Below are 13,745 nucleotides of genomic sequence, written 5' to 3'. Positions count from 1 at the left end.
ATCACCCCGCACAAACCGGATATTCCCGCCCAATCCCAGCCCCTAACCTGACCAGGTCTAAACAATAACAAGGGAGACCCTGGCCATGTCCCTGGGATTCGACTACCTCAATGCCTTGCTCGAGGACGACCGTGAAAAGGGCATCTACCGCTGCAAGCGCGAGATGTTCACCGACCCCCGCCTGTTCGACCTGGAGATGAAACACATCTTCGAGGGCAACTGGATCTACCTGGCCCACGAAAGCCAGATCCCTGAGAAAAACGACTTCCTCACCCTGACCATGGGGCGCCAGCCGATTTTCATCGCGCGCAACAAGGACGGTGAGCTCAATGCCTTCCTCAACGCCTGCAGCCACCGCGGCGCCATGCTTTGCCGGCACAAGCGCGGCAACCGCTCCAGCTATACCTGCCCGTTCCACGGCTGGACCTTCAACAACAGCGGCAAGTTGCTGAAAGTGAAGGACCCGAGCAACGCCGGCTACCCCGAAAGCTTCAATTGCGACGGCTCCCACGACCTGACCAAGGTCGCGCGCTTCGAGTCGTACCGCGGCTTCCTGTTCGGCAGCCTGAATGCCAACGTGAAACCGCTGGTCGAGCACCTGGGCGAATCGGCCAGGATCATCGACATGATCGTCGACCAGTCGCCAGAAGGCCTGGAAGTGCTGCGCGGTGCCAGTTCGTACATCTACGAAGGCAACTGGAAGCTCACCGCCGAGAACGGCGCCGACGGCTACCACGTAAGCTCCGTGCACTGGAACTACGCCGCCACCCAGAACCAACGCAAGCAGCGCGAGGCGGGTGACGAGATCAAGACCATGAGTGCGGGCGCCTGGGCCAAGCAGGGTGGTGGCTTCTACTCGTTCGACCACGGCCACCTACTGCTGTGGACCCGCTGGGCCAACCCCGAGGACCGCCCGGCCTACGAGCGCCGTGCCCAACTGGCCGCAGACTTCGGCCAGGCCCGTGCCGACTGGATGATCGAGAACTCGCGCAACCTGTGCCTGTACCCGAACGTGTACCTGATGGACCAGTTCAGTTCGCAGATCCGCATCGCCCGGCCGATTTCGGTGAACAAGACCGAAATCACCATCTACTGCATCGCGCCGAAAGGCGAGAGCGCCGATGCCCGTGCCAAGCGCATTCGCCAGTACGAAGACTTCTTCAACGTCAGCGGCATGGCCACCCCGGATGACCTGGAGGAGTTCCGCTCGTGCCAGACCGGCTACGGCGGCGGCACCGGCTGGAACGACATGTCCCGCGGCGCTGCCCACTGGGTGGAAGGCGCAGACGAGGCGGCCAGGGAAATCGAGCTCAAGCCACTGCTGTCCGGCGTGCGCACCGAGGACGAAGGCCTGTTCGTGCTGCAGCACAAGTACTGGCAGGAAACCATGATCCAGGCGCTGAAGGACGAACAGCAACTGATCCCCGTGGAGGCCGTGCAATGAGCCTGTATGAAACCGTGCGCGACTTCCTCTACCGTGAAGCGCGCTACCTCGACGACGCCCAGTGGGACCAGTGGCTGGAACTGTACGCCAGCGATGCCAGCTTCTGGATGCCGAGCTGGGACGATGACGACACCCTTACCGAAGACCCGCAAAGCGAAATCTCGCTGATCTGGTACGGCAACCGTGGCGGCCTGGAAGACCGGGTGTTCCGCATCAAGACAGAGCGCTCCAGTGCGACCGTGCCCGACACCCGTACCTCGCACAACATCAGCAACATCGAGATCGTCGAGCAGGGCGAGGGTAGCTGCCAGGTGCGCTTCAACTGGCACACCCTGAGCTTCCGCTACAAGACCACCGACAGCTACTTCGGCACCAGCTTCTATACCCTCGACCTGCGCGGCGAACAACCGCTGATCAAGGCCAAGAAGGTGGTGCTGAAGAACGACTACGTGCGCCAGGTCATCGACATCTACCACATCTGATCCAGGTTACTGCGAGCGCTGCCCGGTGCGTCCTGCGACACGCCGTGGCCAGGCTCGCCCGCGAGGTGCAACATGAGCTACCAGATCGCACTGAATTTCGAAGACGGGGTCACCCGTTTCATCGAGGCCAGCGGCCATGAAACCGTGGCCGACGCCGCCTATCGCCAGGGTATCAACATCCCGCTGGACTGCCGCGACGGCGCCTGCGGTACTTGCAAGTGCAAGGCCGAGTCCGGGCGCTATGACCTGGGCGACAACTTCATCGAAGACGCCCTGAGTGAAGACGAAATCGCCGAAGGCTACGTCCTGACTTGCCAGATGCGCGCCGAAAGCGACTGCGTCATCCGCATCCCGGCTTCGTCGCAGTTGTGCAAGACCGAACAGGCAAGCTTCGAAGCCGCCATCAGCGATGTCCGCCAGCTGTCGGCCAGCACCATTGCCCTGTCGATAAAGGGCGAGGCCCTCAGCCGCCTGGCCTTCCTGCCGGGGCAGTATGTCAACCTCAAGGTGCCGGGCAGCGAGCAGAGCCGCGCCTATTCGTTCAGCTCGCTACAGAAGGACGGCGAGGTCAGCTTCCTGATCCGCAACGTGCCGGGTGGGCTGATGAGCAGCTTCCTGACCAACCTGGCCAAGGCCGGCGACAGCATGACCCTGGCCGGGCCGCTGGGCAGCTTCTACCTGCGGCCTATCCAGCGCCCGCTGCTACTGCTGGCCGGTGGCACCGGCCTGGCGCCGTTCACGGCGATGCTGGAGAAGATCGCCGAGCAGGGCAGCGAGCACCCGCTGCACCTGATCTACGGCGTGACCAACGACTTTGATCTGGTCGAACTCGACCGCCTGCAGGCGCTGGCAGCGCGCATCCCCAACTTCACCTTCAGCGCCTGCGTGGCCAACCCGGACAAGCCAGTACCCGCACAAGGGCTACGTGACCCAGCACATCGAGCCGCGCCACCTCAACGACGGCGATGTGGATGTGTACCTGTGCGGCCCGCCACCGATGGTCGAGGCGGTCAGCCAGTACGTGCGCGAGCAGGGCATAACCCCGGCGAATTTCTACTACGAGAAGTTCGCGGCGGCGGCCTGATTCCTTTTATCCCAAGCAATACGCCGACCTTGTGGGAGCGGGCGTGCCCGCGAAGAGGCCAGCAGGTTCAACAACTTTGTCTGGTCGGACGCATTCGCGGGCACGCCCGCTCCCACAGGAACTGTGGCGAACCGGAGAGATGGACATGAACAACCGATTCCAAGGCAAGGTCGCCCTGGTCACCGGTGCCGCCCAGGGCATCGGCCGTGGCGTGTGCTGGCGGCTCAAGGCCGAAGGCGCACAAGTGGTCGCGGTAGACCGCTCCGAACTGGTTCACGAACTGGCCGGCGAGGGCATGCTTACCCTCACCGCCGACCTGGAACAGCATGGCGACTGCGCCCGGGTCATGGCCGGCGCGATTGAAGCGTTCGGCCGCCTCGACATCCTGGTCAACAACGTGGGTGGCACTATCTGGGCCAAGCCCTTCGAACACTACGAAGTGGAGCAGATCGAAGCCGAAGTGCGCCGCTCGTTGTTCCCCACCCTGTGGTGCTGCCATGCCGCACTGCCGTACATGCTCGAACGTGGCAGCGGCGCCATCGTCAACGTCTCGTCCATCGCCACCCGTGGCGTCAACCGCGTGCCTTACGGCGCGGCCAAGGGCGGCGTCAACGCGCTGACTGCGTGCCTGGCCTTCGAAACCGCCAGGCGCGGCATCCGTGTCAACGCCACCGCGCCCGGCGGCACCGAAGCGCCACCGCGGCGCGTGCCGCGCAACAGTGCCGAGCAGACCGAACAGGAAAGGCGCTGGTACCAGCAGATCGTCGACCAGACCCTCGACAGCAGCCTGATGCACCGCTACGGCAGCATCGACGAGCAGGTGGGCGCAATCCTGTTCCTCGCTTCCGACGAAGCCTCGTACATCACCGGCGTGACCTTGCCGGTAGGGGGCGGCGACCTCGGCTGATCGACACCCCAAGGCAAGAGCTTTCTTTCACAACAAAAACAAGAGCGACAGATGCCATGCGAACCCTTGACGTACACCCGATCATCGATAACGCGCGCTTTACCCCGTACCACTGGATGGTCATGGCCTGGTGCGGCCTGCTGCTGATCTTCGACGGCTATGACCTGTTCATCTACGGCGTGGTACTGCCGGTGATCATGAAGGAGTGGGGGCTGACCCCGTTGCAGGCCGGTGCACTGGGCAGCTATGCGCTGTTCGGCATGATGTTTGGCGCCTTGGCATTCGGCAGCCTTGCCGACCGCATCGGTCGCAAGAAGGGCATCGCCATCTGTTTTGCCTTGTTCTCCGGGGCGACCCTCCTCAACGGGTTCGCCAGCAGCCCGAGCGAGTTCGGTATCTACCGTTTCATTGCCGGCCTGGGCTGTGGCGGCCTCATGCCCAACGCCGTGGCATTGATGAACGAGTACGCGCCCAAGCGACTGCGCAGCACGCTGGTAGCGATCATGTTCAGCGGCTACTCGCTGGGCGGCATGCTCTCGGCGGGTGTCGGCATCTTCATGCTGCCGCGTTTCGGCTGGGAGTCGATGTTCTTCGTCGCTGCGGTACCGCTGCTGCTGTTGCCGGTGATCCTCTGCTACCTGCCTGAATCGATCGGTTTCCTGGTGCGCCAGGGCCGTACCGACGAGGCCCGCAAGCTGCTCAAGCGGCTGGACCCGGATTGCGACGTGCAGGCAGATGACGTGCTGCAGGCTGCCGACCGCAAAGGCACCGGGGCGTCGGTGCTGGAACTGTTCCGCAACGGCCTGGCCATTCGCACCCTGGCACTGTGGCTGGCGTTCTTCTGCTGCCTGCTGATGGTCTATGCACTCAGTTCATGGTTGCCGAAGCTGATGGCCAACGCCGGCTACAGCCTGGGCTCGAGCCTGTCGTTCCTGCTGGCACTGAACTTCGGCGGCATGGCCGGGGCGATTCTGGGTGGCTGGTTGGGCGATCGCTACAACCTGGTCAAGGTCAAGGTGATGTTCTTCATGGCCGCCGCGCTGTCGATCAGCCTGCTTGGCGTCAACAGCCCGATGCCGGTGCTGTACCTGCTGATCTTCATTGCCGGCGCCACCACCATCGGCACGCAGATCCTGCTGTATGCCGGTGCCGCTCAGCTGTACGGGCTGTCGGTGCGTTCCACCGGGCTGGGCTGGGCCTCTGGCATCGGCCGTAACGGCGCCATCGTCGGCCCGCTGCTGGGTGGTGCGCTGATGGGCATCAACCTGCCCCTGCAACTCAATTTCATCGCCTTCGCCATCCCGGGCGCCATTGCCGCGCTGGCCATGGCCGTGCACCTGGCCAGCGGCCGTCGGCATGCCCAGGCCATTGCAGCGCAGGCGTAATACCTGAACAACACATGAGGTGACCCACCATGACCGTGAAAATTTCCCACACTACCGAGGTTAAGCAGTTCTTCGAAGAGGCCGCAGGCTTCGGCAACGATGCCGGCAGCCCGCGCCTGAAGCGCATCGTGCAGCGTGTGCTGCAGGACACCGCGCGGCTGATCGAAGACCTGGAAATCAGCGAGGACGAGTTCTGGCATGCCGTCGACTACCTCAACCGCCTGGGCGGCCGTGGCGAGGCCGGGCTGCTGGTGGCGGGGCTTGGCGTCGAGCACTTCCTCGACCTGCTGCAGGATGCCAAGGACCAGCAGGCAGGCCTGATCGGCGGCACCCCACGCACCATCGAAGGCCCGCTGTACGTGGCCGGTGCGCCCATCGCCGAAGGTGAAGTGCGCATGGACGACGGCAGCGAGCAGGACGTGGCCACGCTGATGTACCTGGAGGGCCAGGTGCTCGACTCGCAAGGCCGGCCGCTGCCGGGGGCCACGGTCGACCTGTGGCATGCCAATACTCGTGGCACTTATTCGTTCTTCGACAAGAGCCAGTCCGAGTACAACCTGCGCCGGCGCATCGTCACCGACGCGGAAGGGCGCTACCGTGCGCGCTCCATCGTGCCGTCGGGCTATGGCTGCGATCCGCAGGGGCCGACCCAGGAATGCCTGGACCTGCTGGGCCGCCATGGCCAGCGCCCGGCGCATGTGCACTTCTTCATCTCGGCGCCGGGGCACCGGCACCTGACCACGCAGATCAACCTGGCCGGGGACAAGTACCTGTGGGATGACTTTGCCTATGCCACGCGCGATGGGCTGGTGGGCGAGGTGGTGTTCGTCGAAGGCGAGGCGGGGCGGCATGCCGAGCTGAAGTTCGACTTCCGGTTGCAGCGGGCCCAGGGCTGCGCGGATGAGCAGCGCAATCGGCGCCCGCGGGCTTTGCAGGAGGCCTGATACACCGAGGTGGCTTCTTCGCGGGCTTGCCCGCTCCCACAGGGCCCGCGCAGTTCGGGGCCTGGGATGAGCCGGTGGGAGAGCGGGCGAGCCCGCGAAGAAGCCAGCATAAAACAAGAGCCAGCCACGAAGGCCGGCCGCCGCCTTGCGAGACAATCATGAAAACCCTGATCAAGGACTGCTCCCTGTCGGCCCTGGTCGCCGGCTGCATTGCCACGACGATCTCCTACGCAGGCCCTTTGGTGATCATCTTCCACGCCGCCGAAGCCGCCGGCCTGTCCCATCGACAACTGTCTTCCTGGGTGTGGGCGGTGTCCATGGGCAGTGCGGTGCTCGGCGCACTGCTCAGCCTGCGCTACCGGGTACCGGTGGTTATCGCCTGGTCGATCCCTGGCTCGGCTTTGCTGGTCACCGCCTTGCCACAACTGGGCCTGGAACAGGCCGTGGGTGCGTACCTGGTGGCCAACCTGGTCCTGCTGCTGATCGGCATCAGCGGGGCCTTCGACAGCATCATTGCGCGTTTGCCGGGTTCCATCGCCGCAGGCATGCAGGCCGGCATCCTGTTCAGTTTCGGCATCGAGGTGTTCCGCGCCTTGCCGGTGCAGCCGCTGCTGGTCCTGGCAATGTTCGTCACCTACGTGCTGATGCGCCGGGTGCAGCCGCGCTACGCCGTGGCGGCGGTGCTGTGCGTGGGCATGGTGGTGACCGTGGCCAGCGGGGCGTTTCGCAGCGAAGCGTTGGTGCTTGAGCTGGCGTCGCCGCAGTGGGTCACCCCGCAATTCAGCCTGGCAGCGGTATTCAGCCTGGCACTGCCGCTGGTGCTGGTGGCCCTGACCGGGCAGTTCATGCCGGGCATGGCGGTGCTGCGCAACGCCGGTTACCCCACGCCGGCCAGCCCGATCATCAGTGCCAGCGCGCTGGCCGGTGCCGCGCTGGCGCCGTTCGGTTGCCACGGGCTGAACCTGGCGGCGGTCACCGCCAGCCTGTGCACCGGGCATGAAGCCCATGAAAACCCCCAGCGGCGCTATGTCGCGGCGGTGGCGGGCAGTGCGCTGTACCTGCTGCTGGGGATCGCCGGGGCCACGCTGATGTCGCTGTTCGCCGCATTTCCCGCTGCCCTGATCGCAGCACTGGCCGGGCTGGCGCTGTACGGCGCGATCAGCGAGGCCCTCGCCCGCAGCCTGGCGGAGCCGGCCGAGCGCGATGCCGGGTTGTTCACCTTTCTGGTCACCGCTTCGGGGGTGGCCTTCCTGGGCCTGTCGGCAGCGTTCTGGGGCCTGCTGTTCGGCCTGTTGGCCCATGCGTTGCTCAGGCTGCGACAGCCACGGGCCGGGGAGGTGCTGCGCCGTACCCCATGAACCGCCGTGTTTCCAACGCTTTACCCATAAAAACAAGATCAAGAGAGCTTCGGAATGAACCACACCCCTTGCGTCGCCCTGGGCCTGACTTTGCTCAGCCAACCGTTGCTGGCCGCCGAAGGCGGTTTCTTCGAGGATTCGAAGGCCACCCTGAGTGCCCGTAACTACTACTTCAGCCGCGACTTCTCCGACATTGTCGGGGCCAACCGGCAATCCAGGGCCGAGGAGTGGGCCCAGGGCTTCATCCTCGACTTCAGGTCGGGCTACACCCCGGGCAAGGTCGGCTTTGGCGTGGATGCCCTGGGCCTGCTGGGCATCAAGCTCGACAGCAGCCCCGACCGCACCAACACCGGGTTGCTGCCGGTACACAGCGATGGCCGGGCCGCCGATGAATACAGCCGCCTGGCGCCTACCTTCAAGGCCCGGCTGTCCAGGACCGAGTTGCGCGTCGGCGAACTGCAACCCAACTTGCCAGTGCTGACCTTCAGCGACATCCGCCTGTTGCCACCGACCTACCAGGGCGCAAGCCTGAGCTCGGCGGAAATCGACGGCCTGACCATGCAGGCCGGGCACCTGAAAAGCACCCACCTGCGCAATGAAGGCGGCGACGGCAAGATGAACGCCATGCTCGGCCATGTGCCGATGCGCCAGGCAGCGAGCGACGCCTTCAGCTACCTGGGCGGCGACTATGTGTTCAATGCCAACCAGAGCAGTGTCAGCCTGTGGTATGGGCAGCTGGAGGACATCTACGAACAGGGCTTTGTCGGCCTCAAGCACAACCAGCCCGTAGGCAACTGGGTGCTCAGCGCCAACCTGGGGTATTTCACCGCGCGCGAGGATGGCGATGCGTTGCTCGGCAACATCGACAACCAGGCGTTCTTCTCGATGTTCACCGCCCGGCATGGCGGGCACAGCTTCCATGCCGGCTACCAGGGCATCTATGGTGACAGCCCGTTTCCACGGGTATTCGCCAACATCTCGCCGCTGGGTAACGAAGTGCCAACCTATGAGTTCGCCTACACCGACGAACGCTCGTACCAGGTGCGCTACGATTACAACTTCGCGGCCATGGGCGTGCCGGGGCTGACTGCGACCGTGCGCTACATAACCGGTAACAATGTCGATACCGGGCTGGGTTATGAAGGGCGTGACCGCGAGCGTGACCTGGACATTGGTTACGCGGTGCAGAGCGGAGCGTTAAAGGGGCTGGGGATCCGGGTACGCAATGCCATGGCCCGCTCCAACTACCGCAGCGACATCGACGAGAACCGCTTGACGCTGGTGTACACCTGGCAGTTGTTCTGAATAGTGCTCAGAGGGATGTGCAAACCCGGTGGGAGATTCTTATGTTGCCTGCACTGGCCTCATCGCCGGCAAGCCAGCTCCCACAGGGATAGCGCATGGCATGAGGTCAACGCGGTCAGGGTGGGAGCTGGCTTGCCGGCGATGAGGCCGGTGCAGGCAGCCCGTTACAGGTGTTCCCACAAGAGGAATTGCACATTGGGCCCGGATGAAGTTAGCTTCCGGCAACCACCTTTTCAGGAATGCCACCCTTGGACTCCATCACCCAAGCAGTACTCGGCGCAGCCCTGCAAGGTACCGTACTCGGCCGTATCCAGGGCCGCCGCTCGCTGCTGTATGGCGCGGCGCTGGGCACGCTGCCCGACCTTGACGTGATCATCCGCTACGCCGATCCGGTGTCGCAGATGACCTACCACCGCGGCCCTTTTCTCATTCCCTGTTCGTGCTCACCGGGCTGGCCATGCTGCTGGCCTGGCTGGTCAACAAGTGCTGGCCAGGCAAGGGCTATACCTTGCCCAGGCTGTTCCTGGCATTCTGGCTGGTGCTGGTCACCCACCCGTTGCTCGACGCCTTCACAGTCTACGGCACGCAGTTGTTCTGGCCTTTGCAGGCCACCCCGGAAAGCTGGGCAGCAGTGTTCATCATCGACCCGATCTACACCGTGCCGCTGCTGGCGGCGGTGAGCTACGCCCTTGTCAAAGGGCTGACGAGCAGGGCTATGCAGTTACTGACCTTGGCCCTGGTGTTCGGCGCAGCCTACCTGGGTTTCGGCCTGGCCGGGCGCATGGCGGCCGAGCAGCGTTTCCAGGCGGCCCTCGACCAGCAAGGTATCGCCGTCAGCCAGGTACGTGCCGTGCCTATCGCCTTCAACAGCCTGGTCTGGCGCGTACTGGCCAAGACCCCGGATGGCGATTACTACGAAGGCATCAGCAGTGTGTTCGACCAGCAGGTGCCAGAAATGCAGCGTTTGCCGCGTAACCTTGAACTGGCCCGAGCACTGGCCAACGACCCGCTGCACCAGCGCTTGCGCTGGTTCACCGATGACTGGCTGCGTTACGACCAGGTCGGCGAGGCGCTGGTGGTCAGCGACCTGCGCATGGGCCTGCCCGGGAACTACACGTTCCGCTTCAGCATGGCCCACCGCGACAGCCAGGGGCACTGGATTGCCGATGTGCCTTCGATGTGGAAGGGCGCAGGTCCGGGGGCAGCGTTCAATGGCAGCGACCTGGTGCTGATCTGGCGACGGATCGTCGAGCAGCAGCCACCTTTGCCGCTGGCAGCCTGGACTGATCGTTACCTGGGGCCCGCAACAGTCGAGCGCGGGCGCTGAGGCGTGCGCTCAGCCGGGCTGGACCTGGTCAAGTGGACGGCGATGCTGACCATGGTCGCCGACCACCTGCGTTTTCTGTGGCCTGATGCCGTTGGCTTGTTCGTTCTTGGCCGGTTGGCGTTTCCGCTGTTTTGCCTGGCGATTGCGATGAATGTGGCGCGCACCAGGTGCGGAGCGCTCTATACCCGCGGCAACTTGCGTTATCTGGGGCTGATGCTGGTGTTCGCGGTGCTGTCGGAACCTGCGTACCATTGGCTGGACAGTGGTTCACCAACGTTCAGCGTGATGCCGACCCTGGTGCTGGGGTTGCTGGTTGCCTGGGGTGTGCATCATTCGTTGAGGTCGGCGCGAGCGCTTGGCTTTGCCGGTCTGCTTGCAGGGTGGCTGTTCAGCGAACAGTTGATGTACGGGCTTCCGGGGGTGATGCTGCCGGGCGCCTGCTTGATGGCTCGGCGGCAGGGAGGGGTGAGCGGGTTGTTGCCTTGCCTGTTGGCGATGGGTGGGAACCTGACCAACAGTTGGTTGCGGGAACATCTGTTGACGCCCTTTACCGTGCTGACGCTGATTGTTGCTGCATTGGCCATTCCGGTCGGATTGCTGTTGCTGCGTCATGATGATTGGCGGGTACCGGCAGTGGGACGTTGGGGGTACCTGTTCTATCCGGTCCATTTGTTGGTGATCAAGGTCTTCGCTTGATCGCTCTGGCAGCCACACCTGCCAGTTTGGCATGCGTTTGCATGCCTGTGCTGCGCGCGCCCTGGCTGAACTGAGCTCAACCCTGCTGGCCTCTTCGCGGGCTCGCCCGCTCCCACAGGATCACCACAGCCCGGGGAATTGTGGGATCCCTGTGGGAGCGGGCGTGCCCGCGAAGAGGCCGGAACAGGAGGAAAGTCAGCTGCGGGCCAACCGCCCACTCACATAATGCGCCACATCATTGAACCCCGGCGTCGACGCATGCCCCGCCGTCACCAATGAATCGATGAACGCCTCATCCTCTGCCGTGATTTTCACCGCCAGCGCACCGCCATAGGTATCCCACTGTTCTTCCGTACGCGGCCCGACAATCGCCGAACTGACCAGCTGGTTGTTCAGGACCCAGGCGATAGCGAACTCGACGATACCCACGCCCTTGGCTTCAACATAGGCCTGGATCTGCCGGGCGGTGGCCAGCGACTCCTGGCGCCATTCAACCTCCATGATGCGTTTGTCCTGGCGCCCGGCACGGCTACCGGCATCTGGCACTGCGCCTGGCGCATACTTGCCGCTGAGCACGCCCCGCGCGAGCGGGCTGTATGGCACCACACCAAGGCCGTGGGCAGCCGCCGCAGTGAGCTGCTCCGGCTCGGCCTGGCGGTTGACGATGTTGTACAGCGGCTGGCTCACCACCGGCCTGGGCACGCCCATGCGCTCGGCAATGTGGCAGGCTTCGGCGATGCGCCAGCCGCGGAAGTTGGACACGCCCCAGTAGCGGATCTTGCCCTGGCGCAGCAGGTCGCCGATGGCCTGCACGCTCTCTTCCAGCGGCACTTTGTGGTCTTCGCGGTGCAGGTAGTAGATGTCCACGTAGTCCATGTCCATGCGCGTCAGCGTGGCATCGAGGGCGTTGAAGATGTGTTTGCGCGACAGCCCGCTGCGGTTGGGCAGGCCATCGGCCGGGCCGAAGCCGACCTTGCTGGCCACGATCCAGTCCTGGCGATGGCGGGCCACTGCTTCGCCGACGATTTCCTCTGCACGCCCGGCGTTGTACACGTCTGCGGTGTCGATGAAGTTGACACCCTGGCCCCAGGCCTTGTCGATGATGCGCAGGGCATCTTCGGTGCTGGTCTGCTCGCCGAACATCATGCTGCCCAGGGTAAGGGCGGAAACCTGCAGGCCACTGTGGCCGAGAGGGCGGTAGATCATGCGCGTGGGTCCTTGTGCGATCGGCTGATCTACTCGTTTTACACACAACCGGGGCGCAATGAAAGGCAGCCTCAACCGATCAGCGTCAAGGCTTCCTGCAAGGTCAACGGCCGCTTCAGGCGTTGCGACAGCGTCGCCATGGCGTCGGAATAGCCCTTGGCGATGACCGCCTCGACCCGCTCGTCCACGCATTGCAAGGCAATGAAGTCGCCTTTTTCCGGCTCGCCGACGAACTCGATACGGTTCCAGTCCCGCGCATGGCCCAGTACTTCGTAGGTGCGGCCGTGCTGGTAGGTCCAGAAGAACGGTACATCGGCATAGCGGCGCTGCTCGCCGAGCATGTTGGCGGCGGCGATGACCCCATGTTGCTGGGCCAGGCGCCAGTGTTCGATACGCACCGGGCGCCCGCTGAGGGGGAAGGTGGCGATATCCCCCGCGGCCCACAGCCCATCTGCAGCGCGCATTTCAGCGTCGACTCGCACCGATTTGTCTTCGCTCAGCAGCACGCCCTGGATAAAAGCGGTCGCCGGTCTTACCCCGGTGCCCAGCAGCACCAATGCCGTCTGTAGCCGCTCACCGTTGGCCAGCAGCACCGCCTCGACCTTGCCTTGGCCTTCGATCCGTTCGACCTCGGTGGGGCCGTGGAAGATGACTCCCTTGCGTTCGTGCAACTCGCGGATGCTACGGCCGATGCGCTCGCCCAGCTGGCGGGCCAGGGGGACCTCGTGGCGGGTGACCAGGTGCACCTGCACGCCGTACTTGCGCAAGGCCGAGGCGGCTTCCAGGCCGATGAAACCGTCGCCGACGATTACTGCCGGCTGGCCGGGCTCGGCAGCGTCCAGCAGGTGCGCGGCATCCTCCCGTGAGCGCAGGGTGAATACCCCGGGCAACTCCACACCTGGGATATCGGGCCGCAGCGCCTTGCCGCCGGTGGCCAGCAGGCAGGCGTCATAGTCGATCTGCTGGCCGTCGGCCAGGGTGAGCTGGCGTTTCTGGGTGTTCAGGGTGCGCACCTTGCCATGCTTGCGTTCCAGCTGGCCTTTGCGCAGGGCGTCGGCTTCAAGCAGGGCCGGCACTTCATCGGGCGGCATCTGCCCGGCGATCACGAACTTGCTGAGGGACGTACGATCGTAGGCTGGCTGGCGCTCCTGATCGACCCAGACCAGGCGGCCGGCAAAGCCATGGGCCAACAGGGTGGCGACTGCGGCACTGCCTGCGGCACCGGCGCCGACCACCACGAAACAACGGGCATCACTGTGGCGGGGCGGCTCGGTTCTGGGCAGGGGCTGGTCATCGACCCAGACCTCGTCGCCCTTGACCCAGGTGCGATAGCGACGCAGGTCGGCCAGGGCCGGTGGCTCGCAGACCGCACCCTCGTCCACAGCGAACGCGGCCTTGTGCCAGGGGCATACCAGCAGGCCGCCGCACACCACGCCTTCATTGAGTGGGGCGCCTTCGTGGGGACAGTTGCCCTGGTATGCGTGCACCTGGTCGCCCTGGCGGATGAGGATGATTTCCTCGCTGCCGGCCTGCACGCGCAGTGGGCGGTGTTCGTCGAGTTGGGCCAGGCGGGCCACGGCGTGCTGGGTCATGGCGGTTCTCCAAAG

The 13,745-nt window shown here is 64.5% G+C and carries 10 protein-coding genes and 2 pseudogenes; 10 read left to right on the top strand and 2 right to left on the bottom strand.

From position 1 onward, the window contains the following. Positions 1-85 precede the first annotated feature (85 nt). The 10 genes and pseudogenes from benA (at position 86) to QIY50_23870 (ending at position 10,932) form a co-directional block, all read left to right on the top strand. On the top strand, positions 86-1,444 hold the full coding sequence (gene benA / locus QIY50_23915; protein WGV20293.1) for a benzoate 1,2-dioxygenase large subunit: 1,359 nt from the start codon (positions 86-88) through the stop codon (positions 1,442-1,444). Beyond that, positions 1,441-1,926 (top strand): benzoate 1,2-dioxygenase small subunit, encoded by a 486-nt coding sequence (gene benB / locus QIY50_23910; protein ID WGV20292.1) that lies wholly within the window; start codon positions 1,441-1,443, stop codon positions 1,924-1,926. Before benA ends, benB begins: the two co-directional genes overlap by 4 nt. Before the next feature lie 72 nt (positions 1,927-1,998). After that, positions 1,999-3,010: pseudogene (benC, locus tag QIY50_23905) on the top strand (benzoate 1,2-dioxygenase electron transfer component BenC). Between the two features lie 145 nt (positions 3,011-3,155). After that, a complete protein-coding gene (locus QIY50_23900) occupies positions 3,156-3,917 on the top strand; it encodes a 1,6-dihydroxycyclohexa-2,4-diene-1-carboxylate dehydrogenase (GenBank protein WGV20291.1) in 762 nt (253 codons plus the stop codon). Positions 3,918-3,973: 56 nt separating this feature from the next. Further along, positions 3,974-5,302, top strand: coding sequence for an aromatic acid/H+ symport family MFS transporter (locus tag QIY50_23895; GenBank protein ID WGV20290.1), 1,329 nt, complete (start codon positions 3,974-3,976; stop codon positions 5,300-5,302). Positions 5,303-5,331: 29 nt separating this feature from the next. Next, positions 5,332-6,246, top strand: coding sequence for a catechol 1,2-dioxygenase (gene catA, locus QIY50_23890; GenBank protein ID WGV20289.1), 915 nt, complete (start codon positions 5,332-5,334; stop codon positions 6,244-6,246). 158 nt (positions 6,247-6,404) lie between these two features. Then, positions 6,405-7,604, top strand: coding sequence for a benzoate/H(+) symporter BenE family transporter (locus QIY50_23885; GenBank protein ID WGV20288.1), 1,200 nt, complete (start codon positions 6,405-6,407; stop codon positions 7,602-7,604). Positions 7,605-7,658: 54 nt separating this feature from the next. Continuing rightward, positions 7,659-8,909, top strand: a complete 1,251-nt coding sequence (locus tag QIY50_23880; GenBank protein WGV20287.1) for an OprD family porin — start codon at positions 7,659-7,661, stop codon at positions 8,907-8,909. Between the two features lie 248 nt (positions 8,910-9,157). Beyond that, positions 9,158-10,236: pseudogene (locus QIY50_23875) on the top strand (metal-dependent hydrolase). A 3-nt stretch (positions 10,237-10,239) separates the two neighbouring features. Further along, positions 10,240-10,932, top strand: a complete 693-nt coding sequence (locus QIY50_23870) for a TraX family protein (protein ID WGV20286.1) — start codon at positions 10,240-10,242, stop codon at positions 10,930-10,932. A gap of 195 nt (positions 10,933-11,127) precedes the next feature. Here the strand turns inward: QIY50_23870 and QIY50_23865 are convergent, their stop codons facing one another. Further along, positions 11,128-12,138, bottom strand: coding sequence for an aldo/keto reductase (locus QIY50_23865; GenBank protein WGV20285.1), 1,011 nt, complete (start codon positions 12,136-12,138; stop codon positions 11,128-11,130). 71 nt (positions 12,139-12,209) lie between these two features. Then, entirely contained in the window at positions 12,210-13,730 is a 1,521-nt protein-coding gene (locus tag QIY50_23860) for an FAD-dependent oxidoreductase (protein ID WGV20284.1), read from the bottom strand. Between the last annotated feature and the right edge of the window lie 15 nt (positions 13,731-13,745).

It is taken from the genome of Pseudomonas putida, assembly GCA_029953615.1.
Lineage (GTDB): Bacteria > Pseudomonadota > Gammaproteobacteria > Pseudomonadales > Pseudomonadaceae > Aquipseudomonas.
The sequence above is the reverse complement of the archived record's forward strand: the minus strand, read 5'-3'. Positions and strand labels throughout refer to the sequence as shown.

What these genes read in the sequence shown, in the direction of transcription:
- QIY50_23860 (WGV20284.1), bottom strand. Translation starts at nt 13,730, where the DNA reads ATGACCCAGCACGCCGTGGCCCGCCTGGCCCAACTCGACGAACACCGC.
- QIY50_23865 (WGV20285.1), bottom strand. Translation starts at nt 12,138, where the DNA reads ATGATCTACCGCCCTCTCGGCCACAGTGGCCTGCAGGTTTCCGCCCTT.
- catA (WGV20289.1), top strand. Translation starts at nt 5,332, where the DNA reads ATGACCGTGAAAATTTCCCACACTACCGAGGTTAAGCAGTTCTTCGAA.
- QIY50_23895 (WGV20290.1), top strand. Translation starts at nt 3,974, where the DNA reads ATGCGAACCCTTGACGTACACCCGATCATCGATAACGCGCGCTTTACC.
- benA (WGV20293.1), top strand. Translation starts at nt 86, where the DNA reads ATGTCCCTGGGATTCGACTACCTCAATGCCTTGCTCGAGGACGACCGT.
- benB (WGV20292.1), top strand. Translation starts at nt 1,441, where the DNA reads ATGAGCCTGTATGAAACCGTGCGCGACTTCCTCTACCGTGAAGCGCGC.
- QIY50_23885 (WGV20288.1), top strand. Translation starts at nt 6,405, where the DNA reads ATGAAAACCCTGATCAAGGACTGCTCCCTGTCGGCCCTGGTCGCCGGC.
- QIY50_23880 (WGV20287.1), top strand. Translation starts at nt 7,659, where the DNA reads ATGAACCACACCCCTTGCGTCGCCCTGGGCCTGACTTTGCTCAGCCAA.
- QIY50_23900 (WGV20291.1), top strand. Translation starts at nt 3,156, where the DNA reads ATGAACAACCGATTCCAAGGCAAGGTCGCCCTGGTCACCGGTGCCGCC.